General features: G+C 33.6%; 21 protein-coding genes and 1 tRNA gene. 12 read left to right on the top strand and 10 right to left on the bottom strand.

Features of this window, described 5'->3' with window-relative positions; all coding sequences use genetic code 11:
* The first annotated feature begins 4 nt into the window (after positions 1-4).
* The 9 genes from SUDEN_RS08885 to SUDEN_RS11635 are packed head-to-tail and all read left to right on the top strand — an operon-like array spanning position 5 to position 9,471.
* The gene (locus tag SUDEN_RS08885) at positions 5-1,300 is read left to right on the top strand and encodes an HlyD family type I secretion periplasmic adaptor subunit (protein WP_011373323.1); all 1,296 of its coding nucleotides are present in this window, start codon (positions 5-7) and stop codon (positions 1,298-1,300) included.
* Positions 1,290-2,600: a TolC family protein gene (locus SUDEN_RS08880; protein WP_011373322.1), complete on the top strand. Its 1,311-nt coding sequence runs from the start codon at positions 1,290-1,292 to the stop codon at positions 2,598-2,600. Before SUDEN_RS08885 ends, SUDEN_RS08880 begins: the two co-directional genes overlap by 11 nt.
* A gap of 10 nt (positions 2,601-2,610) precedes the next feature.
* On the top strand, positions 2,611-3,645 hold the full coding sequence (gene gmd / locus SUDEN_RS08875; RefSeq protein ID WP_011373321.1) for a GDP-mannose 4,6-dehydratase: 1,035 nt from the start codon (positions 2,611-2,613) through the stop codon (positions 3,643-3,645).
* A gap of 3 nt (positions 3,646-3,648) precedes the next feature.
* A complete protein-coding gene (locus SUDEN_RS08870; protein ID WP_011373320.1) occupies positions 3,649-4,527 on the top strand; it encodes a GDP-mannose 4,6-dehydratase in 879 nt (292 codons plus the stop codon).
* A complete protein-coding gene (locus SUDEN_RS08865; RefSeq protein WP_238374804.1) occupies positions 4,517-5,635 on the top strand; it encodes a glycosyltransferase family 4 protein in 1,119 nt (372 codons plus the stop codon). Before SUDEN_RS08870 ends, SUDEN_RS08865 begins: the two co-directional genes overlap by 11 nt.
* Positions 5,632-6,723: a glycosyltransferase gene (locus SUDEN_RS08860; protein WP_011373318.1), complete on the top strand. Its 1,092-nt coding sequence runs from the start codon at positions 5,632-5,634 to the stop codon at positions 6,721-6,723. The genes SUDEN_RS08865 and SUDEN_RS08860 overlap by 4 nt, the downstream gene beginning before the upstream one ends.
* Positions 6,720-8,036, top strand: a complete 1,317-nt coding sequence (locus SUDEN_RS08855; protein WP_011373317.1) for a sugar transferase — start codon at positions 6,720-6,722, stop codon at positions 8,034-8,036. The genes SUDEN_RS08860 and SUDEN_RS08855 overlap by 4 nt, the downstream gene beginning before the upstream one ends.
* A gap of 2 nt (positions 8,037-8,038) precedes the next feature.
* Complete coding sequence (locus SUDEN_RS08850; RefSeq protein ID WP_011373316.1) at positions 8,039-9,244, top strand: O-antigen ligase family protein; 1,206 nt, start codon at positions 8,039-8,041, stop codon at positions 9,242-9,244.
* Entirely contained in the window at positions 9,172-9,471 is a 300-nt protein-coding gene (locus SUDEN_RS11635; RefSeq protein ID WP_083756768.1) for an IS3 family transposase, read from the top strand. The genes SUDEN_RS08850 and SUDEN_RS11635 overlap by 73 nt, the downstream gene beginning before the upstream one ends.
* 21 nt (positions 9,472-9,492) lie before the next feature.
* Here the strand turns inward: SUDEN_RS11635 and SUDEN_RS08840 are convergent, their stop codons facing one another.
* Positions 9,493-9,723, bottom strand: a complete 231-nt coding sequence (locus SUDEN_RS08840; RefSeq protein ID WP_041672301.1) for an Arm DNA-binding domain-containing protein — start codon at positions 9,721-9,723, stop codon at positions 9,493-9,495.
* Positions 9,724-9,889: 166 nt separating this feature from the next.
* Positions 9,890-9,965: transfer RNA gene (locus SUDEN_RS08835), tRNA-Val, on the bottom strand.
* Between the two features lie 160 nt (positions 9,966-10,125).
* On the opposite strand from SUDEN_RS08835, the gene pckA reads away from it, so the two are divergent.
* On the top strand, positions 10,126-11,712 hold the full coding sequence (gene pckA / locus SUDEN_RS08830) for a phosphoenolpyruvate carboxykinase (ATP) (RefSeq protein WP_011373314.1): 1,587 nt from the start codon (positions 10,126-10,128) through the stop codon (positions 11,710-11,712).
* 13 nt (positions 11,713-11,725) lie between these two features.
* Here pckA and SUDEN_RS08825 read toward each other — a convergent pair whose 3' ends face one another.
* The gene (locus SUDEN_RS08825; RefSeq protein ID WP_041672299.1) at positions 11,726-12,295 is read right to left on the bottom strand and encodes a DedA family protein; all 570 of its coding nucleotides are present in this window, start codon (positions 12,293-12,295) and stop codon (positions 11,726-11,728) included.
* 9 nt (positions 12,296-12,304) lie between these two features.
* Entirely contained in the window at positions 12,305-14,287 is a 1,983-nt protein-coding gene (gene uvrB / locus SUDEN_RS08820; RefSeq protein ID WP_011373312.1) for an excinuclease ABC subunit UvrB, read from the bottom strand.
* 418 nt (positions 14,288-14,705) lie between these two features.
* On the opposite strand from uvrB, the gene SUDEN_RS08815 reads away from it, so the two are divergent.
* Positions 14,706-15,083, top strand: coding sequence for a group III truncated hemoglobin (locus tag SUDEN_RS08815; RefSeq protein ID WP_011373311.1), 378 nt, complete (start codon positions 14,706-14,708; stop codon positions 15,081-15,083).
* Here the strand turns inward: SUDEN_RS08815 and SUDEN_RS08810 are convergent.
* Positions 15,072-15,944, bottom strand: coding sequence for a radical SAM/SPASM domain-containing protein (locus SUDEN_RS08810; protein ID WP_011373310.1), 873 nt, complete (start codon positions 15,942-15,944; stop codon positions 15,072-15,074). The two genes, SUDEN_RS08815 and SUDEN_RS08810, sit on opposite strands and share 12 nt — an antisense overlap.
* A gap of 157 nt (positions 15,945-16,101) precedes the next feature.
* Between SUDEN_RS08810 and SUDEN_RS11595 the strand changes: the two genes are divergently transcribed.
* Entirely contained in the window at positions 16,102-16,233 is a 132-nt protein-coding gene (locus tag SUDEN_RS11595) for a hypothetical protein (protein ID WP_274378247.1), read from the top strand.
* Positions 16,234-16,303: 70 nt separating this feature from the next.
* Here SUDEN_RS11595 and SUDEN_RS08805 read toward each other — a convergent pair whose 3' ends face one another.
* From SUDEN_RS08805 to rimK, 5 genes are read right to left on the bottom strand one after another with little or no spacing between them, the layout of a single operon-like run.
* On the bottom strand, positions 16,304-17,086 hold the full coding sequence (locus tag SUDEN_RS08805) for a magnesium transporter CorA family protein (protein ID WP_011373309.1): 783 nt from the start codon (positions 17,084-17,086) through the stop codon (positions 16,304-16,306).
* Positions 17,087-17,102: 16 nt separating this feature from the next.
* Positions 17,103-18,533 (bottom strand): mechanosensitive ion channel family protein, encoded by a 1,431-nt coding sequence (locus SUDEN_RS08800; protein ID WP_011373308.1) that lies wholly within the window; start codon positions 18,531-18,533, stop codon positions 17,103-17,105.
* A 14-nt stretch (positions 18,534-18,547) separates the two neighbouring features.
* Positions 18,548-19,579 (bottom strand): peptidase M42, encoded by a 1,032-nt coding sequence (locus tag SUDEN_RS08795; RefSeq protein WP_011373307.1) that lies wholly within the window; start codon positions 19,577-19,579, stop codon positions 18,548-18,550.
* Between the two features lie 2 nt (positions 19,580-19,581).
* Positions 19,582-20,631: a succinylglutamate desuccinylase/aspartoacylase family protein gene (locus SUDEN_RS08790; RefSeq protein WP_188085134.1), complete on the bottom strand. Its 1,050-nt coding sequence runs from the start codon at positions 20,629-20,631 to the stop codon at positions 19,582-19,584.
* 3 nt (positions 20,632-20,634) lie between these two features.
* Positions 20,635-21,567, bottom strand: a complete 933-nt coding sequence (gene rimK, locus SUDEN_RS08785; RefSeq protein ID WP_011373305.1) for a 30S ribosomal protein S6--L-glutamate ligase — start codon at positions 21,565-21,567, stop codon at positions 20,635-20,637.
* Between the last annotated feature and the right edge of the window lie 4 nt (positions 21,568-21,571).

The raw sequence follows: 21,571 nt of genomic DNA, 5'->3' as shown, positions 1-21,571 counted from the left end.
GATTATGGAAAATAAAAAAATAACGATGCCATCATACGATGACTCTGGAGTAATTAGATTTGGATTAGCAATAATCTTTGTGATGTTTGTTCTCATGGGTGGCTGGATGGCTTATGCACCTCTTGCAAGCTCAGCTGTTGCGGTAGGAAAAGTTTCTGCAGATTTGGATAAGAAAACTATTCAGCATTTAGAAGGCGGAAAGATTGAGAAGATATATGTCAAAGATGGAGATAGAGTAAAAAAAGATCAAATTCTTTTAAAGCTTAGTGACGTACAGATAAAGGCTCAATTAAATATTTTAAATTCGCAATATCAAGATGCCTTAGCACTCTTTGCAAGGTTAAAGGCACAAAGAGACGGCGATAAAGTGATTGAGTTTTTGCCTGAATCAACTGATGAAAATATAATAAAAAATCAAAGAAATATATTTGAAACTACAAAGAGAAAAATTGAAGATGAGAATATTATTACAAATAACAGAATCACTCAATTGCAAAATCAGATTGATGGACTTAACTCTCTTATAAAAAGTAAAGAAAATAGACGTGCTTCAATAAGTGAAGAGATTTTGGAGTGGGAATCTCTTTATAAACAGAGATTAGTAGATAAACAAAGAATCAGAGACCTTCAACGTGAAAACAATATGATTGAGGGTGATTTGGCTAGCACAAAGTCTGATATAGCAAAGATAAATGAGCAAATAAGTGAACTTCAAACTCAACAGCTTCTACGAGAAAAAGAGTTCCAAAAAGAGACACTAGAGAGATACGTTGAAGCAAAGTCACATATTGCTGATTTGAAATCAAAAATAACTGCAACAGAGGATACACTAGAGAGAACAGCTATTGTAGCACCAATTGATGGGATTGTTGTTGGATTTGAAATACATACTGAGGGCGGTGTCGTATCGCCTGCAAAACCTATTCTTGAGATTGTTCCACAAGACTCAAAACTTATAGTAGTAGCGCAAGTCCAGATAACAGATATTGATAAAGTACAAGTAGGACTTATTGCTGATATTAGATTCTCTGCTTTTGATTTAAGACAATCACATGTAGTTGAGGGCAAAGTGGTACATGTATCGGCAGATAGCTTTATCAATCAAGATGGCAAAACTCAATATTATTCGGCTAAAATCGAAGTTACTAAAGAGGGAGTTAAGAGCTTGCAAGATAATCACTTTGTATTAGTCTCAGGTATGCCTGCAGAAGTTATGATTAAAACAGGGGAGAGAACGGCACTTAGCTATCTACTTAAACCTTTTATGGATATGTTTAGTAGGAGTTTTAATGAAGAGTAGCAAAGTAGCAGTTAGTCTATTTTTTATAGCACTCTCTCTTAACCATTTAGGTGCGGAAGTTTTAAATTTTTCAAGAGCTTATGAATTGGCTCTTGAAAATGCAAACATTATCCGCTCCTCAGTTTATGTTTCTGAGTCGGATAAAGAGAAGATAGTTCAAGAGCAGTCACAACTCTATCCTCAAATAAATCTATCTGCATCTTACAAGAAAACAGAATATATCTCAAACCCAACAAAAAATGAGACTAGACAAGGGTTGATAACTTACTCTCTTACAGGCAGACAGGCTATCTATAATCCTGAAATCTATACAAGAGTAGATATGCAAGAAGCAAGAAGTAAATACTCTCAAACAAAAGTAGAACTTCAAAAAGAGCAACTAGCACAAGATCTCTTTAATGCTTATATAGATGTCCTAAAATCAAGAAACAGGATAAAACTCTTAGAGTCTTATTCAAACTACAGTAAATCCAGACTTGAAGAACTAAGTAAAAAATATGAGATGAATCTCTCTAACAAGATGGATTTACTTCAAATGAGAGTTGAATTTGACTCAACGCAGATAGACCTTGACAAAGAGAAGAAACTATTTGAAGTGTATGATCTCAAGCTAAAACAATTTATTGGCAATAATGAGTATGAACTTCCAAAAATAGAGTCCGATAAATCGATAATAGATACAATAGCGCAGATGAGAGAAAAAGTTATGAGTGATGATAAACTCCAAGAGAGTTTGAGAATAAAGCAAGCTTATGATGCTGTTGAAATTTCAAAAGCAGATGTGGAGAATGCAAAAAGCGGACATCTGCCTAAAGTAAATTTTGATGTTTCGTATTCAATGTATGATACGGACACGCCGACAATTGATGCACCCTATGATAGTATTAAGTATGCTATGCTTAGCTTAAGTATGCCTATCTATGGAGGTGGTTATGTCTCTTCAAAGGTTGATTCTTCTAGATTGATGTATATGGCGGCTAATGAAGATTTACAAAATACGAAAAAAGAGACGCAAGTTATGTACAATGAGTATTTTGCTATTTTTGAGGCTTCTACCAATTCGGTTTCAATGTATAAAGATGCGCTCTCTTCAGCTGAACTCTATGTAAATGCAATAGAGCAGGGATACGAGCATGGACTCAAAAGCATAATTGACCTCAATGAGGCTAAAAATAAATTTTATGAAGTAAAATACAAATATATAGAGAACATATATGAGATGGTTAACTCTTATATTGGGTTATTGATAGTTACAAATAATTTTAAAGATATGAGCTTGTTGGATAAGCTTGTTGATTAAGGAATAAAAAATGAAAAAAGCTATAGTTACAGGTATTACTGGGCAAGACGGAGCTTATCTAGTGGAGTTGCTTTTAAATAAAGGTTATGAGGTCTATGGAACTTATAGACGAACTTCATCTGTGAATTTTTGGCGTATAGAAGAGCTTGGAATCCAAAACAGCCCAAATCTTCACTTGATAGAGTATGACCTAACAGATCAAGCAAACAGCATAAGAATGGTTATGGAAATTCAGCCAGATGAGATATATAACCTTGCGGCTCAAAGCTTTGTAGGAGTTTCGTTTGAACAGCCTCTTGCAACTGCGCACATCACAGGTCTTGGTTGCGTACACTTACTTGAAGCAATCAGAATAGTAAATCCTAAAATAAAGTTTTATCAAGCAAGCACTTCTGAGATGTTTGGTGAAGTTCAACAGATTCCACAAACAGAAAAAACACCATTTTGGCCACGAAGTCCTTATGGAGCGGCAAAGATGTATGCGCACTGGATGGTAGTAAATTATAGAGAATCTTATGGCATATTTGCAACAAGCGGGATACTTTTTAACCATGAATCACCTCTAAGAGGAAGAGAGTTTGTAACTAGAAAAATCACAGATAGCGTTGCAAAAATCAAGCTTGGTAAGTTAGAGTACATGGAACTTGGAAATATGGACGCAAAAAGAGACTGGGGATATGCTAAAGATTATGTAGAGGGAATGTATCTTATGTTGCAAGCTGATAAAGCAGATACTTACCTATTAGCTACAAACAGAACAGAGACTGTAAGAGACTTTGTAACTATGGCATTTAAAGGTGCTGGTATAGAAGTAGAGTTTAAAGGAAACGCTCAAGATGAAGTTGCAGTTGATAAAAATAGTGGTAAAACAGTTGTGCGCGTAAACCCTAAGTTTTATAGACCAGCAGAGGTAGATATTCTTATAGGAAACCCACAAAAAGCAAAAGATGAGTTAGGTTGGGAGCCAAAATGTACATTAGAAGAGTTATGTGCCATGATGGTAAAAGAGGATTTGAGAAGAAATGAGATAGGGTTCTCTTTCTAAGTTATGAAAAAAGTATTAATAACAGGTATAGATAGTTTTACAGGAGTGCATCTCTCATCGTACTTAGAAAAAGCCAAATACGATGTATATGGAACCTCTTTTTTTGAGAGTGGAGCTAAAAAGTATAGGTGTGATGTTACATGTAAAGAGCAGATTTTAGAAGTTTTACAAAAGGTAAAACCTGATTTTTTCATTCATCTCTCTGGAATATCTTTTGCGGCTCATGGAAGCCATGAAGAGTTTTACAGAGTAAATACTATAGGCACTACAAATATTTTAGATGCTTTTGTAGAGCTTGAACAAAATCCCTCTAAAATAGTACTCGCTAGCAGTGCTACAGTCTATGGAAATCAGGGTTTAGAGGTATTAGATGAGTCCCTTTGTCCTCTTCCTGCAAATCACTATGGAGCAAGTAAATATGCCATGGAATCTCTCTCAAGAGGATACTTTGATAAACTTTCCATTATTATAACAAGACCTTTTAACTATACAGGAGTTGGACAAGCCGAACAATTTTTGATACCTAAAATAATAAAACATTTTAAAGAGAAAAAAGATGTTATAGAGCTTGGAAACTTACATGTAGAGAGAGAGTTTAATGATGTATCTTTTACATGCGAGGTTTATAAAAAACTTCTAGAGTGTGATGCTAAGGGCGAAGTTGTAAACATAGCCTCCAACAGAGGCATAAAACTACTACATGTAATTGAGATGATGAGTGAAATAGCAGGTTATAAAATAGAAGTAAAAATAAATCCAGCGTTTGTACGAAAAGATGAAATAAAATCATTAACTGGTTCAAGCAGTAAACTTTTTGCTCTAATAGGAGAAGTTGAACAAAAAGAATTTAAACAAACTTTAAGAAAAATGCTTGAAATTTAAAATACTAATTGATACTATCTCTTTAATGTCATCTTTAACTGGTATTGGCAGGTACACCTATGAGATATCTAAAAGGGTAGAAAAAGATAAATATTTTGAGTGTAGTTTTTTTTATGGGTATCATAGCAAATCATTAGTTCACCATTTAGATAAAAAAGATTTAAAATTATTAAAATCTATCGTATCAAAAAATCAATTATTTAAAAAAATAGTTAGAAAAATTGTAAAAATTTCAAGTCAAATTTTTACACCAACATATGACCTTTATTGGGAACCAAATTTTATACCAATAGAAGGTATAAAAGCCAATAAAACTATCACTACAGTTCATGACTTTTCATTTATATTGCATAAAGATTTTCACCCTAAAGAGAGAATAGAGTACTTTGAAGAGCATTTTTTTAAAAATATTAAAAGAAGTGATATGATTATTACAGGTTCAGAATTTTCAAAACGAGAGATAATAGATAGATTAGATTTCAATCAAGAGCAAGTAAAAGTGATTTACCATGGAATAAATCATGATTTATTTAAAATGTATGATGATTTAAAAGTTGATTTTGAACTCCCAAAAAAATTTATCTTCAGTGTAGGTAGTATAGAACCGAGAAAAAATTTAATAGGTTTACTAAGGGCATATAATCTCTTGCCAAATGAAATAAAAAACGAGTACAAGCTTGTGCTTGCTGGCTTTAAAGGCTGGGAAAACAGTGAAATAATGAGCATCATAGATGAAAACAGAGAAAATATTATTTATCTTGGATTTATCTCCGATTTAGAATTAGCAAAAGTTTATAATTTAGCTTCATGTTTTGTATTTGCCTCTTTTTATGAAGGTTTTGGACTTCCTCCTCTTGAAGCTATGGCATGTGGAACACCTGTGGTTTGCAGCCATAGCAGCTCTCTACCTGAAGTTGGTGGCGATGCGGTTATATATTGTAATCCTAATGATACAAAAGATATAAAAGAGAAGATAGAGTTAGTTTTAAAAGATAAAATTCTCCAACAAGAGATGGTAGTAAAAGGATTAGAGAGAGCCAAAGAGTTTAGTTGGGAAAAATCAGCTCTAGAGCATATAAAAGTGTTTCAAGAGGTTTTACAAAAATGAAAATAGCTATAGTACATGATTGGCTTGTAACAAATGCAGGAGCTGAGAAGGTATTAAGAGCTATAGTAGATATTTATCCAGATGCAGATATTTTTTCTTTGGTAGATTTTTTAAATGACAAAGATAGAGCTGATGTGCTAAATAATAAATTTGCAAAGAGTTCATTTATCCAAAAATTACCTTTTGCAAAAAAACACTTCAGAAACTATCTGCCACTTTTTCCAAGAGCCATTGAGAGTTTTGACTTAAGTGAGTACGACCTTATAATAAGCTCTTCATGGGCAGTTGCCAAAGGTGTTAAAAAGAGAAAAAATCAAGTTCACATCTCATATTGCTATACACCTATAAGATATGCATGGGATCTTTATGATGAATACACTTCTAACTTGAAGCAGCCAAAAAAGTTTTTAGTACAACAAACTTTGAGATATATAAAACAATGGGATATACAAACCCTAAGAAGAGTTGATTTTTTTATAGCTGATTCAAAGTTTGTTCAAAATAGAATAAAAAAAACTTACGATAGAGATTCTGTAGTGATTTATCCACCTGTAGATACTGATAAATTTACTTTAAAAGAGAAAAAAGATGATTTTTACTTTACTGCTTCAAGGTTAGTTTCATACAAAAAAACAAAACTCATAGTAGAGGCTTTTAATAAAATGCCAAATAGGGCGCTCATAGTTATAGGCTCTGGTGAAGAGTATGATTCCATCAAAGCTATCGCAAAAGATAATATAACTCTGCTTGGTTATCAAGAAGATGAGATTTTAATCAAACATATGCAAAGAGCAAAAGCATTTGTTTATGCAGCAATAGAGGATTTTGGGATAGTTCCAATCGAAGCCATGTCTTGCGGAACTCCTGTAATCGCTCTTAATGATGGTGGAACAGCAGAGACAGTAATTGATGGAATAACAGGAGTACATTTTGAAAAACAGACACCAGAAGATATAATAAAGGCAGTAAATTTATTTGAATCACTGCAGCTTGATTCAAAAAAAATATCCCATCATGTAAAAACTTACTCTACCGATAGGTTTAAAGATGAGCTGAGAACTTTTGTAAATTCAAAGGTAAAAATATGAGAAAATATACTCTAAGTTTTGTACTTATTTTAATTGATATTATAGTTTTGATTGCTCTTTTCTATTTGACTCTCTATGTAAGAACTAGCTTAAGTGATTCTTCTTTACCACTATTTAAAACATTGCAAATTCAGGATTTCTCTTTTGTTATTTTTGTTATTTTCGCACTTCTGTTTTATGAGAAAATATATACATTAAGATATGACTTTTGGCAAGAGACTAGAAAAATTATGAAGTCTCTCTTTTATGGTTATCTTATCATTATGGCGCTATTGACACTAAGCAAAGTTTCACAAGAGTATTCACGACTATTTATTAGCTTATACTTTATGTTCGCGCTATTTATCTTGCCTGTAGTAAAAAGATTGAGTAAAAAAGTTTTTTATAAGATAGATTTTTTTATTAAAAAAGTTTATATAGTTGGTGAAGAGTCTCAAATAGAGATTTTTAAAAAAGAGTTTAGAGAAAATTGGTACTTAGGTCTGCGCTACAGTGATTCAAAATACGATACAGTAATCATCGCATCAAAAGGAACTGATGCAAAAACCATGAAGAGAAGAGTTGCAAAATATCTACAAAACCATACAGAGGTTTACATAGTTCCTTATGTCTCTAGTGTTAATTTTGCTAACTCTAACATCATGGAATATTTCAATATTAGAAACTCTACCATACAAGTAGAGAACAAACTCCTGCTTCAACATAATATATGGATAAAAAGTGTTGCAGAATTTTTTATGACACTTCTTATCTTACCTCTGTTTTTAACTATACATGTACTCATAACTATATTGATTCGAGCTGATTCTAAAGGTTTGGTTTTTTTCAAACAGTATAGACTTGGAAAGAATGATAATAATTTTATATGCTATAAATATAGAACTATGTACGAAAATTCAGCTTCTCTCTTGGAGAGTTATCTTCTAGCGCATCCTGAAGAGATTGCTCATTATGAAGAGTATCATAAGTATAAAAATGATCCACGAATTACAAAAATTGGGAAAATATTGCGCTCAACTTCCCTTGACGAACTACCTCAAATTATCAATGTTTTAAAAGCAGAGATGAGCTTAGTAGGTCCTCGTCCCTACATGACAAGCGAATCAGACAAGTTGGGTGAACATAAAGAATTTGTGTTGAAAGTAAAGCCAGGCATAACGGGGTTATGGCAAGTAAGCGGTAGAAATGAGCTTACTTTTAAAGAGCGAAATGAATTAGATGTTTGGTACATAAACAACTGGTCACTTTGGGCTGATTTTGTAATCATGATGAAAACTATTAAAGTTGTTTTGTCTAAAGTTGGAGCTAGATAAGAATGAGCAAAAGAGTAGATTTTCAAGATGTACTTTACTACTCTGCTCTACTTTTTGCTTTTTTACTGCCCCTATCTAGGAGTGCTAGCAGTTTTTTCTTACTTCTGTTTTTCTTGCTTTTACTTTATAAAAGAGATTATAAAAATACATTTGAAACTTTAAAGAGCAGCGCCATTTTTACATATATAGCTATTTTTTTGCTCTACATATTTGCAACTCTTCTTTGGAGTGAGGATATTAAAGAGGGCATAAATCAGATAAGACTCTATGGTTATTGGATACTTCTTTTACCCCCTTTAGTAGTTTTGGTACAAAAAGAGTGGATTTGGAGTATGCTAAGCGCATTTTTGCTCGGAATGTTTGTAAGTGAGATATTGGCTTATGGTATGTTTTTTGATTTTTGGAACATAAATGAGAGGGATTCATCATACCCAACGCCATTTATGACACATATACATTACAGCATCTATTTGGCATTTACAGCTATTTTACTCTTAAGCAGAGTGTTCTGTAAAAAGCTTTTACTAAAAGAAAAACTTCCCTACATGTTGTTCTTTCTCTTGAGTACAACAAACTTGATGTTTTCAACTGGCAGAGCAGGGCAGCTTGCATTTTTTGTAGCATTAATAGTCTTGATATTTTTAAAATATAGAATAACAGTTAAATCTGTAGTTATGAGCTTTTTTTCAATAACAGTTATTTTTTTACTTGCATATAATAGTTTGGAACTCTTTAAACAAAGAGTTGATGCTGGTGTAAAAGATGTACAAAACATTGCTGTGCAAAATTACAATAACTCCTTTGGTATAAGAGTTGCATTTTGGCTGGTTGCAGGTGAAGTTTTAAAAGAACACTCTCTTCTTGGCAATGGGATAGGCGACTATAAAGTATCTACAAAAGAAATTTTAGGTAAAAAAGAGTTTGGATTAAGTGATGAGACAAAAGAGTTTATGACTACTCAGCACTTCCATAACCAGTACTTAATGGTAGCAGTACAAGGCGGTTTTATCGGGCTTACTTTGATGTTTTTGCTGTTTTATAAGTTTTTTACTCTTCGTATTGAAGATAGGGAGCTAAAAGAGATAAGTGTATTGGGATTTGTAGTCATAGCCGTTGGATCTGTTGCTGAACCTCTATGGATGTTGCAGTTCCCTTTAATGCTATTTTTATTTATAACATCTATTTCCATAATAGCATCAAAAAAATAGTGCACAACTTCTTTAAGAGTTTAAAAAAAGAGCTTGTAAGAAAACAGATATTTTTAACAAGAGAGGTCGCAGCTTCTAAAATATTTGAATATATAGAGATGTTCTACAATTCAAAAAGAAGGCATAGTTATTTGGGTCATATTTCACCAAATGAATTTGAAAATATGAGTCTTTTACTCTCTTTTGGAGTGAGGAATCTTTGTCTTCCGTTGTTTTTTAAGAAGTAGGGCTTTGGAGAGTGTCAGGTTTCAAAAAGGTGGCGACTGACACCCCTTTATTTTGATGGATATTGATGGATAAACACCTATTCCTAAAGTTCTTCTTTTGTCATTAAATTTATAATCAAGACGAAAATATTTACTACCGTTTTTGTGGATAACTACATATAAGTTATTGCCGTCATATAGCTTGAACTCTTTATCTATATATTTAATTCTTTTTATTTCTAAATCGCTCAATGGTTTAGTTTTTTTTGCCATAACAGTATACTTCCTTAATTGAAAATATAAATGTACTGTTTATTATACTGTAAAAAGATTTAGTTTTACATAGACTATAGCGGACAATCATAGACTTATATAGAGTGTTGAGAGCCTATTTTATGTGGATTTTGTGGACTTGTAGGAACTAGTACAAACTAGATAATGGTGCTCACAACTGGACTCGAACCAGTGACTTTTACCTTGTCGAGGTAACACTCTACCAACTGAGTTATGCGAGCAATATTGGAATTTTATCAAAAGATACTTAAACTAATTTTTATAAACTTTGACATTTGAAAAGTTACTAAAAATTATATAACGACCCTGATATTTACTTTGAATTTAGGTATATTAAGTGTATAATTTCGTCCATATTTAAAAAGTACAATAAGGCAAGTTATGAACTTAACCGAGTTAGAAGAGATAGGCTTAAAGAATGTTGGAAAGGTTTATCATAACCTTGGCTATGATGAATTAATAAAACATGAAATTGAAAATAAAGAGTGTATTCTTACTACAAGTGGTGCTACAGCAGTAGATACTGGAGTCTTTACAGGACGCAGCCCAAAAGATAAATATATTGTAGATAGAGATCCTTCAAACAGATATATCGCTTGGGGCGATGTTAATCAAAAAGTAAGTGAAGAAATTTTTAAAGAGCTCTTAGAGGTTGCAAGAGAGCAGCTCTCAGCAAAAGATTTATATGTTACAGATGTTTACAGTGGTGCTAGTGTTGATTCAAAACACTCAATCCGTTTTGTGACTGAAATAGCTTGGCAGGCACACTTTGTAAAAAATATGTTTATTCGACCAACAGAGCTTGAGCTAAAAGAGTTTAAGCCGCAGTTTACAGTTTTAAACGCTTGTAAGGCTGTAAACGATAAATGGAGAGAACATGGGCTAAACTCTGAAGTCTTTGTTCTTTTTGATATCGAAAACAATCTATCAGTGATTGGTGGAACTTGGTATGGTGGTGAGTTGAAAAAAGGAATTTTTTCAATGATGAACTACTGGCTGCCACTACAAAATAAGCTCTCTATGCACTGCTCTGCAAATGTGGGAGAAAAAGGCGACACAGCTCTTTTCTTTGGGCTTAGCGGAACAGGTAAAACTACTCTCTCAACAGATCCCTATAGAAGACTTATCGGAGATGATGAGCATGGCTGGGATGACAATGGAGTGTTTAATTTTGAGGGTGGATGTTATGCAAAAGTTATAAACCTAGATGGAAATAACGAACCTGAAATTTTTAATGCTATAAAATCTGGCGCTCTTCTTGAAAATGTTGTTGTAAACGATAAAGGAGAGGTTGATTACAATGATGGAAGCAAAACAGAAAATACTCGCGTATCTTATCCAATAGAGCATATAAAAAATCATGAAACATCTCTAAGTGCTGGACATCCTGAAAATATCATATTTTTAAGTGCAGATGCTTTTGGTATTTTGCCTCCAGTTTCAAAACTGACTCGTGAACAAGCAATGTACTACTTCTTAAGTGGATATACTGCTAAAGTTGCTGGAACAGAGCGTGGAATAACTAAGCCAGTTGCTACATTTAGCTCATGTTTTGGAGAAGCATTCCTGCCACTACATCCAACGGTGTATGCCAAGCTGCTAGGCGAGAAGATAGATAAGCATGACGTACATGTATATCTTGTAAATACTGGCTGGACAGGCGGAGCTTACGGTGTTGGAACGAGAATGAGTATAAAAGATACACGTGCTTGTATTAACGCTATTTTAGATGGCAGCATTAAAGAGAGTGAGTTTGATACAACTAAAACATTTAAGCTACAAGTTCCAAAAACTCTTGGAAACATAAACCCAGAAATTTTAAATCCTCGCAATGCTTGGAGTGATAAAGAAGCCTTTGATAAGACAACAGATATGTTGGCAAATATGTTTAATGAGAATTTTAAAAAATATCAAGTTGAAAATAGTGAGTTTGACTACTCAGAAGCAGGACCAAAGATAGAGAGCTAAATTCTCTATCTTCTTATTTTTTAATTTTTCTTTTGGTAGCTTGTGTCAAATATAGCCATAAAGCTCCGCCAAAGACAACAAGTATTATAGGTGCTATCCACGGTTTTTGTGTTATTGCTTCGGCAATGCTCATTAAAAATCCACCAGAGTAATAACTTCCTAAGCCAAAAATCAGAGCCCAAACTCCAGCACTTAAAATATTTAAAATTGCAAATCTTTTAAAATCATATTTTGTAAGTCCAATAGCTATTGGGATAAGTGTTTTTATGCCATAAACAAACTTTTGAATTAAAATAATCCATGAGCCATTTTTTTTCATCATAATATGTGCAAGAGCCAATTTTCTTCTATGTTTTCTAAGCCCTTCCATCATCATGCTTTTTTGGTACCTTGCCATATAAAATAGTAAAAAATCTCCAAGCGCATTAGCAATAAATGCTATTGTTATAGAGAGAGATAAATCCATCTTTCCCATAAAAGACATAACTCCAGCAGCTATAATTGCCACAAAACCACCACCTAGTGAATATAGAAAAAGTCCTATATATCCATAAGTTGCCAAATTACTAAATGTATCTTCCATCATTCTCTCTTATAATTTTTTTATTTTTGCTATTTCATCACGTAAGCGTGCTGCCTCTTCAAAGTTAAGCTCACGTGCTGCTTCTTTCATCTTTAAAGAGAGTTGCGTAACCATTGCTTTTCTTTCTGAAGCAGGCATTTTATCCATTTTTTTATTTTTTTGGTAAATATCACCATACTCTTCAACTTTTAGATTTTCATCTAACTTGCGGATAGTTGTAGTTGGAGTGATACCATGGATTTTATTGTGTTTATCTTGAATCTCTCTTCTAGCATTTGTTGTATCAATCGCCTTTTGCATAGAGGTGGTTATCTTGTTTGCATATAAAATAACTCTTCCGTTTGAATTTCTAGCCCCTCTGCCGATGGTTTGTATAAGAGATGTCTCACTTCTTAAAAAGCCCTCTTTATCGGCATCCATAATAGCTACTAAACTCACCTCTGGCAGGTCTAAGCCTTCACGCAAAAGGTTTATCCCAATAAGAACATCAAATTCTCCTTGACGAAGAGAGCGGATTATCTGATTTCTTTGAATTGTATCTATATCTGAGTGCATGTACTCAACTCTTATACCCAAATCTGCGAGATATTTGGTTAGAGCTTCTGCCATCTTTTTTGTAAGAACAGTGATTAAAACCCTCTCATTTTTAAGAGTGATTTTTTTTATCTCATCATGTATGTCTTCTACTTGATTTGTAGATGGCTTTATCTCTATAACAGGGTCTAAAAGTCCAGTTGGGCGTATAATCTGCTCAGCTTTTACTGCTGAGAGTTCCAGTTCATATTTTGAGGGTGTCGCTGAGACAAAAAGATAGTGCGGAGCTTTATTTATATACTCATCAAGCATTAAAGGGCGGTTATCAAGTGCGCTTGGAAGTCTAAAACCATACTCAACTAAAACCTCTTTTCTTGCACGATCTCCTGCATACATACCTCTATACTGCGGAAGCGATACATGTGATTCATCTACAATAACTAGATACTCTTTATGGTGCAGCGCAAAATAATCAAGTAGAGTGTATGGTGCTTCACCTATTTTCTTTTCAGTTAAAAGTCTTGAGTAGTTCTCAATTCCTTTGCACATTCCAGTAGTCTGAAGCATCTCTAAATCAAACTCAACTCTCTGTTTTAGTCGTTGATGCTCTACAAGTTTTCCCTCTTTTTTAAAGTAAGCAAGTCTATCATCAAGTTCCTCTTCAATGCGTTTTATTGCGACTGCCAACTTCTCTTGACGCACACTAAATTGCGAAGTTGCATATATAGTAAACTGCTTATGTTCTTCGAGTTTTTTATTATCAATTGTGTCGAAAGTATAGATAGCTTCTATCTCATCTCCAAAAAACTCTATGCGAATAGCTTCTTGCTCAAAATATGGAGGAAAAATATCTAATGACTCTCCGTTTACACGAATATGTCCACTATCAAAATAGCTGTCATTTCGCGAGTAACCCATCTCAACAAGTCGTAAGAGAAGTTTTTTCTGCGCAATCACATCTCCGATTGCGACTGATTGCACCATATTTTCATACTCCTCTGGGTCACCAAGACCATAGTTTGCAGATACAGAAGCTACAACTATAACATCATCATAACTAAGCAGATTTGCAGTAGAAGAGAGGCGAAGGCGCTCAAGTTCATCGTTTATCGCACTGTCTTTTTCTATAAAGAGATCTTGGCGCGGAATATAAGCCTCAGGCTGGTAGTAATCATAGTAGGAGACAAAGTACTCAACATGATTGTTTGGGAAAAATTGACGAAACTCCGAGTACAACTGTGCAGCGAGTGTTTTGTTATGCGTCATGATGATGGTCGGCATCTTCACATTTTCTATAACCCGCGCCATAGTGTGGGTTTTACCGCTACCAGTTACGCCCTCTAGAGCCTGATAACGATTTCCTTTGAGGATAGAGTCACTAAGTATTTTTATGGCTTCTGGCTGGTCTCCTGCTGGCTGATAAGGAGATACAACTTTAAAATTTGGCTGATTTTTCATTAGTGGAATTATAGCTTAAATGCTGTTTTTCTATTCTTTATAATGGATGTGTCTATGAAATAGCTGTTTATAATTTTAGCTTTCTTGATACACTCCAAGCATCACTTAAATAAAGAGCTAAAAAACGATTCTTTTCTTTCATCTATAAAATTTGGGTTATCTTCTTCAAACTTTTTTTATGCTCTTTTTTATATATAACTTCATTATAATGAACATATAACTGATATTACACTTCTATCTATTTTAATAGGCTGCTTTGGTTTATTAAAAATATATTAACTAAAGTTTTCATACTTCTTGTTAAATCCGCTTTGAAATTTGGCTGATTTTTCATTGCTGGAATTATAGCTTTAGGTTGTGAGTAGGGTTGGTTTTATAGAATTCAAAAATTAATTGCTATATAAAAAGAGAGTAAAAAATGTTAAACAGTGAAGTTACAAAAGAAAATTTAAACAAGATGGTGCTTTTATTTTATTCAAAAGTTTTAAAAGACAGCGTTGTCGCTCCTTTTTTTATTGAAAAATTGGGAGATGATATGAAAAATGAGAAATGGCGTCCTCATTTGGAGCTTTTAACAAATTTTTGGGCTTCTATTGCTTTGGGTGATAGTGCTTACAGAGGTAGTCCTTTTGCGCCTCATTTAGATATTAAAGGTATCTCAAGAGAAGCATTTCAGGGGTGGCTAAGGCTATTTTACGAAACTCAAGATAGTATATATGTTCCAGAGATAGCTGACTTTTTCAAAAATAGAAGCACTCTGATAGCTGGTAATTTTATGAGAAATTTAGGAGTTTAAAAATCTATCTTTATAGCTGCATTTTTTGCATAGCTCTTCAACCGCAATATGCCCTTTAAAGCCATCTATTATAGCTGTTGCTCTTTTTGAAGTGAGTATATTTTTTAGACTCTCTTCATGCAAGTTGCCAAGGTTTATAACGCCATCTCCATCTAAGCAGCAAGGTACAACAGTTCCGTTTGCGAGTATACCTATATGCGAGGAAAGCCCATAGCATGTAGAGTGAGAGTTATGTGTGGAGTTAAGTGATGGCCACTCAAAATAGCTATCAAAGTTAAGTAATATTTTTGGAGCTATGCGCAGAGATTTTATCTTCTCTTTATGTATCAGCTCACTATCGATAGTTATATCAAAAAAAGAGTTTAGTTTTTCAAAAATAAGTCTGTTATATGTATCTTCAGAGCAAATATCATCAAGATTCCAAAGACGAAGATTTATAAAAGGTATGGGAAAGTTCTCTATTTTTTGTGAACATACATCTAAAATATGTTTTATGAACTCTTCAAAGCTGATATTTAGGCTATTCTTGTTGAAACTGTTGAGTGAGATATTTAGTTGGCGAACTGCTTCATGAAATAGTGTTTCTGGCTTGTGTTTACAGAGGTAGTAACCGCTTGTTGTCAACTCTACTTGAAAATTGTATCTCTTGGCAATGTCAAGGTACTCATGCAGATTTGAGAGAAGCAGAGGGTCTCCCATAACATGAAAAGCGAGTGTTTTTGTATATGGTGTAAGCTCTTGCAGAACTTTTTCAAAAAACTCTAGGGTCATAGTTTTTGACGGATTTGCTTTTGGAGGGCAGAAACTACATGCAAGACCGCAAATATTTGTTACTTCAATATGAACACGATGAAACTGCATGAGACTCCTTAATAATTTTGGAACTTTAACATAAATAAATCAAAACTTAAAATAAATAGATAGTTATAAAGCGATACGAAAGCTAAAAGTTAAATCGGATAAAATTACTCTGATTTAAAAATTTAGAGCGTAACGCGTTCTTACCAAAGGATACAAGATGAAAAACATCATTTTATTAATCGCATTAACAATAGGTGCTTTACAAGCTGATAATATCGTTCATTACGATGTAAAAGAGACTGGTACTACAGTTAGTAAACCAAACCACCCAAGTACAGATATTTATTAATATCTAAAATTTTATTTCTCCTTCTAAAATAGGTCTTACAGTGGCCTATTTTAGTGACACTTAACTCCCCTTAAACTCTTTTCTTCACAAAATAGATGACCCCAAGCATGAAAATTGATAAAAATATCATAAAAATCCCAACACTACCTGTTCCAGAGAGCCCCTCAGAGAATGGCAATCCGCTTGTATTCATTCCAAAAAAACCTACAACCAAATTGAGTGGTAAAAAAATTGCAGAAATTATTGTTAAAATATAGATAAGATGGTTCATCTTTTCATTTGTTTGTGCACTATGAAAGTTATAAAGATAGTCTAGCTTTGAGAGTTGAAGTTTTGCTGAGTGAAGAGTTCTCTCAAGATGTTCATGTAAATCCATATAGTGATTTATTGGGAAATCTTTAGTATCTGTATAGTACTCAATCATCTTATCCATTGTTGAAGATGCATGCATTAGCACTCTCTCAACTCTTACAATAGTACGTTTTAATTCAAGCCACCTATTTATGAAAGATTTTTTTGTTTTGTTTAGATAGAGCGCTTCTTCCATGTCAATAATCAAATCACGATATGTTTCAAAAGATTTTAAGAGATTATCTATAGTTGTATCTAAGATTTTATAAGGTGCTTCAAAACGATTTCCAAGCTCCTCAAAAATCTCCTCTTCTCTTATGTAATAGTAGCTATTATCGTGTGTAATAATAAAACCAACAGAGATAAGCTCAAGCTTTTCTTCTATAATAGGCAATCTTATGATTAACATGTCATAGCTATCATTTTCATCAAATATAGATGGATGCATAGGGTTTTTTAAATCTTCCAAGTGAAGTGTATCTACTAATTTAACTATATTCACTCTCTATCCTTGTGCTCTAATTGGAGCAAAATTCGATTTCATTTTCTTGTAATTTTTTTACAATTTTTTGACTTAGTTGAGATTTTAGCTCCATTATTTGATGATAAGGAGCAGCATACCAAATATATAAAATAAAACATGAACTTTTCGTATCTGGAATAAAATGGATACGAGGTCTAAATTCACGAGAGCGCATATCATATCTTTTTCGTAAACTTGAAAACTGTTTTAAAGCAATTTCCATATATTTTTCTGTTGCCTCTAGTGTCACCTCTGTTACCAAATCTTCTACTCTCTTTGTATCACATGTAAAAGGAATTTTAAACTCTAAAAGGTCATAGATAGTTTTCATCCTGTCATGTGTGTAGTTATAGACATAGTTTGTTACAAAAAAGTTGTTTGGTATAAAAACTGTCCTTCCTGAGCGCTTTAAATCTAGGGCAGTTGTGTTATTTATGCTCTCATAAAGGGTAACTTGAAATAGTGAAATATTTATAACCTCTCCTATGATTTGGTTGTTATTTGTTTGTATGAGAATCCTGTCTCCAACTTTTAGGGAGTTTCCAAAAGAGAGGTGAAACCAAGTTGCCATGCTTTGGAGATACTCCTTCATGCTAATAGTAATAGCAGCTGCAATAACACCGATAAGTGTCGCTGCATAGACAATATTGCTTATGTTGAAAATAATTAACATAAGCAAAATAAGTAGAAAAAAAGTTATGTTTAGTACACGCTTTATTCTAAAGAGGCGATCCTCATTATCTATTTTTTTTGTTATAAAGTACTTGAGGAGATTAAAGAGTAGAAATATTAAAAATAAGATAGCAATTTTAATTATATGAATCGGAAGTTGAGTCTGTTTGTATGCCTCTAATTCGCTCATATAGCTCTGTTTTGTACGTTTTAAAACCTCTTCTTTGTTCTCAAGCAATCCACTTGCATTTTCAAAAAAATCTAGGGCTTTTTTTAATTGGTACTCTTTAAAAAAATCTCTATTCTCTTGAGACTCTGTTGTTGCTAACTCTTTTGTTAAAAAGGCAACAGCATCATCGAACTCTTGCTTTAAAATCTTTAAACGTTGAGTTTGTATGTTAAATTTACCTTTTTGACTTGTAAATAGATACTCTATTAAATTTATATCTTTAACACTCTCAACTGTAATCTTCTCTAGCATAGTATCAAAAGATTGAGGCAGTTCATCGAGGATTTTTTTCTTACTAGTTTGAAGTTGAAGTAGTTGGTTTAATTCTATTTTTTTCTTAGTTCCTGCCTCTTTTATGCTTCTCTCTAGCGCTTTAATATCGCTATCAAGGGCTTGTGCTTTTAGCTGGTTGCTATATACCTGAAGCCATATATTTTTCTCTTTTTCAAAATATGTAAAATCTTGTGCATGTAAGAGTGAAAATAAAAGGCTCAAGCCAATTATAAAATATGCTGTTTTTTTCATCAAATACTCCAAGTTTAAGAGATATATAGTTTTTGCAAAACTTTAATCATACTCTCAACTGCTCTTTTTGTAGTTGTCTCATTTACTGTATGATAGCCAATTGTTGGAATTTGAAGTGTTGTGCCTTGAATCTCCCCTTTTGTTGCAAAAATAAGTCTTCCAAGTTCAGTAGTTCCAAGTGAGCGAACAGCATTGTTTTTTTGCATTTTATTTTTTAAGTATGTGTCTTTAAAATTGAAGTTTATCTTCTCTTTGAGAGCTATTTTTTTAATTTTGTTTTTCAGTGGAGATCTAAAAACAGCATTTGAATCTCTATGTCTTAGGACTATATCTATACTTCTAAGCTCTTCAAGCGTAGGGTAAGGGCTAGTGTCTAGAACTAAAAGCTCATCTGTTTTTATGTCAAAGCGTCTAAACCACTCTAGCAAAAATCTCCAACTTCGCCCAGCCTCCTCAGAAGCGGTGAAAAAAGCTGTGCCTTGATAACCAATGGCGTACATGTAGATAATCATAGCTACACTTATTACATTGTCTAGTTGTGCGGAGATTAAATCATCTTTAATATCGAGTTTGTCCATAAATGCTATTGGCATACCTGGAGTTAGATAATCAAAACCATCAATCTTAAAAATAATATTGTTTCTTCTCTCACAAAGAAAAGCGTCCTTTATTGCACCAAGCCCTAAATAAGTGCCAGAGTATGGCTGATATGCTTGAACTCTCTCAGCAACAAATCTAGCAGTAAAGTTGTGTAAAAGCTGTTCTGAATTTGAATCGCCTGTCAAATCTGCCTTGTTTTTTGCGATAAATGCTGCATATTGAAACTCATTATGCCCAGTACATACAAGTCCATGTCTATCGGCATGAGCTGAAATATATCCACTATGAGGACGTTCCCCTTTTGCTACAAGAACACCATCATAGTATTCAACTTTTATAGCGCGTTCCTCAAGCTCTCTTTTTATAAACATAAAAAAAGGTTGCTCAGAGCCTACTACACTAGGTATTCTTATTAGTTGTTTTAATATATCGTAAAATAGTTCCATATCTACTCTATTATCTCTTCATTGTTAAGTTCAAAAAATTCACTAAGTTCAATTGTATTTTCGTTGAAATATTCGATTCTATCCTCTGCAACCTCAAGATTTCTAAATTTTGCAATGTGAAAAACAGCATCACCTTCTTGTACAAGGGGAATCTCAGACTTTCCAATGATGACTCCATCAAATGGCGCTCTTAACTCAAAGCTGCTATCTCCTAAAGCTTCATCAATAAACGCAATTATCTCATCTTGTCGTACAGTGTCACCTAATGCTTTGATAGTTCTTAACATGCCACTCTCGATGGAGCGTATCCACTGGCTGTTTTTAGTCACGATTGGAGGATTTTTCTCAGCTTTTTTCATCACCTTTGTTAGCATTCCGCTCTCTCTTAACACATTGATTATACCATTGACACCGATTCTAATGCACTTCTCATCAAACCTTAGTGCCTCTCCTGCCTCATATAAAAGTATAGGAATCCCCTCATCTTGTGCAACAGCACGCAGCGAGCCATCTCTTAGTTCAGAGTGTAAAATTACAGGTGCTTGAAACGCTTTAGCAAGATTAAATATGTATTCGTTGTTTATGTTTGTTCTTATTTGAGGGAGGTTTGATTTATGTATGGAAGCAGTATGCAAATCTATACCCAAATCACACTTTCTTACTATCTCATCAAAAAATATTTTAGCAACCCTGCTTGCTAAAGAGCCATGAGTACTTCCAGGGAAGCTTCTGTTTAAATCTCTTCTATCAGGCAAATATCTAGATAAAGTCATAATTCCATAAATGTTTACAATAGGGACAAGGATAATAGTACCTCGTATATTTTTTAAAATCGCCAATTTTCTAAGACGTCTTATAATCTCTATGCCGTTTAACTCATCCCCATGAATCGCAGCGCTAATAAATATAGTAGGACCATTTTTTCTGCCCCTAATTACATGTATAGGCAATTTTGTCGGTGTGTTATAGAGTTTTGGAAGTTCAAGATTTATGCTAAGAGATACACCTCTGGGAATCTCTTGGCCATATAAAATAAATTTTGAATTAGACAACAATTAAGCTCCAATGCTATCTTTTTTAATTTTTCTTTTTTCTGGATTTATTTTGCATTTAGGGTCTATGTTTTTTGCAATATACTCCATAATTTTTCCAGCAATATCAATTTTTGTAGATTTCTCAATCCCCTCTAGTCCAGGAGAAGAGTTTACTTCCATAACAAGTGGACCTCTGTTTGATTGAATCATATCCACTCCACAGATTCCAAGCCCCATAGCTTTAGCAGCTGCAAGTGCTGTCTCTTTCTCTTTTTTAGTAAGTTTGTGTGCAGTAGCACTTCCGCCTTGATGAAGGTTTGATCTAAAATCACCCTCCGCACCTTGTCGCTTCATCGCTCCAATTATTTTTCCACCAACAATAAAGACTCTTATATCCGCTCCGCCTGCTTCTTCAATATACTCTTGAACAAGTAGATTAACATCCATTCCATAAAATGCATCGAGCACAGATTTGGCAGCTTTTTCACTATCTACTAAAACAACACCTACCCCTTGAGTGCCCTCTAGTATCTTTAGTACAAGTGGAGCACCACCGCTAAGCTCAATCACATCTTTTGCATTTGATTTATTGGAAGCAAAAACTGTTTTTGGCATATCAACACCATTTTTGGAGAGTATTTGAAGACTTCTGAGCTTGTCTCTGCTTCTTTTTATAGCAAGCGAGCCAGTTGCACTAAAGACATCCATCATCTCAAAATGTCTTACCATTGCAGTTCCATAAAATGTTCTACTAGCACCAATTCTAGGGATTATTGCATCTGGAGTGGGAAGCTCTTTTCCCAAATAATTGACTTTTAACTCATCTTTCATTATCTCAATGCTGCATTTTAAATAATCTATAACTCTTGCTTCCCAACCTCTCTCTTGTGCTGCTTGAACTAATCTTTTTGTTGAATATAGCTCTTTGTTTCTTGATAATATGTAAATTCTCATCTAG

This window comes from Sulfurimonas denitrificans DSM 1251 (assembly GCF_000012965.1).
Lineage (GTDB): Bacteria > Campylobacterota > Campylobacteria > Campylobacterales > Sulfurimonadaceae > Sulfurimonas > Sulfurimonas denitrificans.
Note: the sequence above shows the minus strand (reverse complement) of the source record. Positions and strands in the feature narration are given on the sequence as shown.

What these genes read in the sequence shown, in the direction of transcription:
- SUDEN_RS08860 (WP_011373318.1), top strand. Translation starts at nt 5,632, where the DNA reads ATGAAAATAGCTATAGTACATGATTGGCTTGTAACAAATGCAGGAGCT.
- SUDEN_RS08815 (WP_011373311.1), top strand. Translation starts at nt 14,706, where the DNA reads ATGTTAAACAGTGAAGTTACAAAAGAAAATTTAAACAAGATGGTGCTT.
- gmd (WP_011373321.1), top strand. Translation starts at nt 2,611, where the DNA reads ATGAAAAAAGCTATAGTTACAGGTATTACTGGGCAAGACGGAGCTTAT.
- pckA (WP_011373314.1), top strand. Translation starts at nt 10,126, where the DNA reads ATGAACTTAACCGAGTTAGAAGAGATAGGCTTAAAGAATGTTGGAAAG.
- SUDEN_RS11595 (WP_274378247.1), top strand. Translation starts at nt 16,102, where the DNA reads ATGAAAAACATCATTTTATTAATCGCATTAACAATAGGTGCTTTACAA.
- SUDEN_RS08870 (WP_011373320.1), top strand. Translation starts at nt 3,649, where the DNA reads ATGAAAAAAGTATTAATAACAGGTATAGATAGTTTTACAGGAGTGCAT.
- rimK (WP_011373305.1), bottom strand. Translation starts at nt 21,567, where the DNA reads ATGAGAATTTACATATTATCAAGAAACAAAGAGCTATATTCAACAAAA.
- SUDEN_RS08800 (WP_011373308.1), bottom strand. Translation starts at nt 18,533, where the DNA reads ATGAAAAAAACAGCATATTTTATAATTGGCTTGAGCCTTTTATTTTCA.
- SUDEN_RS08850 (WP_011373316.1), top strand. Translation starts at nt 8,039, where the DNA reads ATGAGCAAAAGAGTAGATTTTCAAGATGTACTTTACTACTCTGCTCTA.
- SUDEN_RS08885 (WP_011373323.1), top strand. Translation starts at nt 5, where the DNA reads ATGGAAAATAAAAAAATAACGATGCCATCATACGATGACTCTGGAGTA.
- SUDEN_RS08795 (WP_011373307.1), bottom strand. Translation starts at nt 19,579, where the DNA reads ATGGAACTATTTTACGATATATTAAAACAACTAATAAGAATACCTAGT.
- SUDEN_RS08825 (WP_041672299.1), bottom strand. Translation starts at nt 12,295, where the DNA reads ATGGAAGATACATTTAGTAATTTGGCAACTTATGGATATATAGGACTT.
- SUDEN_RS08810 (WP_011373310.1), bottom strand. Translation starts at nt 15,944, where the DNA reads ATGCAGTTTCATCGTGTTCATATTGAAGTAACAAATATTTGCGGTCTT.
- SUDEN_RS08855 (WP_011373317.1), top strand. Translation starts at nt 6,720, where the DNA reads ATGAGAAAATATACTCTAAGTTTTGTACTTATTTTAATTGATATTATA.
- uvrB (WP_011373312.1), bottom strand. Translation starts at nt 14,287, where the DNA reads ATGAAAAATCAGCCAAATTTTAAAGTTGTATCTCCTTATCAGCCAGCA.
- SUDEN_RS11635 (WP_083756768.1), top strand. Translation starts at nt 9,172, where the DNA reads ATGGATGTTGCAGTTCCCTTTAATGCTATTTTTATTTATAACATCTAT.
- SUDEN_RS08840 (WP_041672301.1), bottom strand. Translation starts at nt 9,723, where the DNA reads ATGGCAAAAAAAACTAAACCATTGAGCGATTTAGAAATAAAAAGAATT.
- SUDEN_RS08880 (WP_011373322.1), top strand. Translation starts at nt 1,290, where the DNA reads ATGAAGAGTAGCAAAGTAGCAGTTAGTCTATTTTTTATAGCACTCTCT.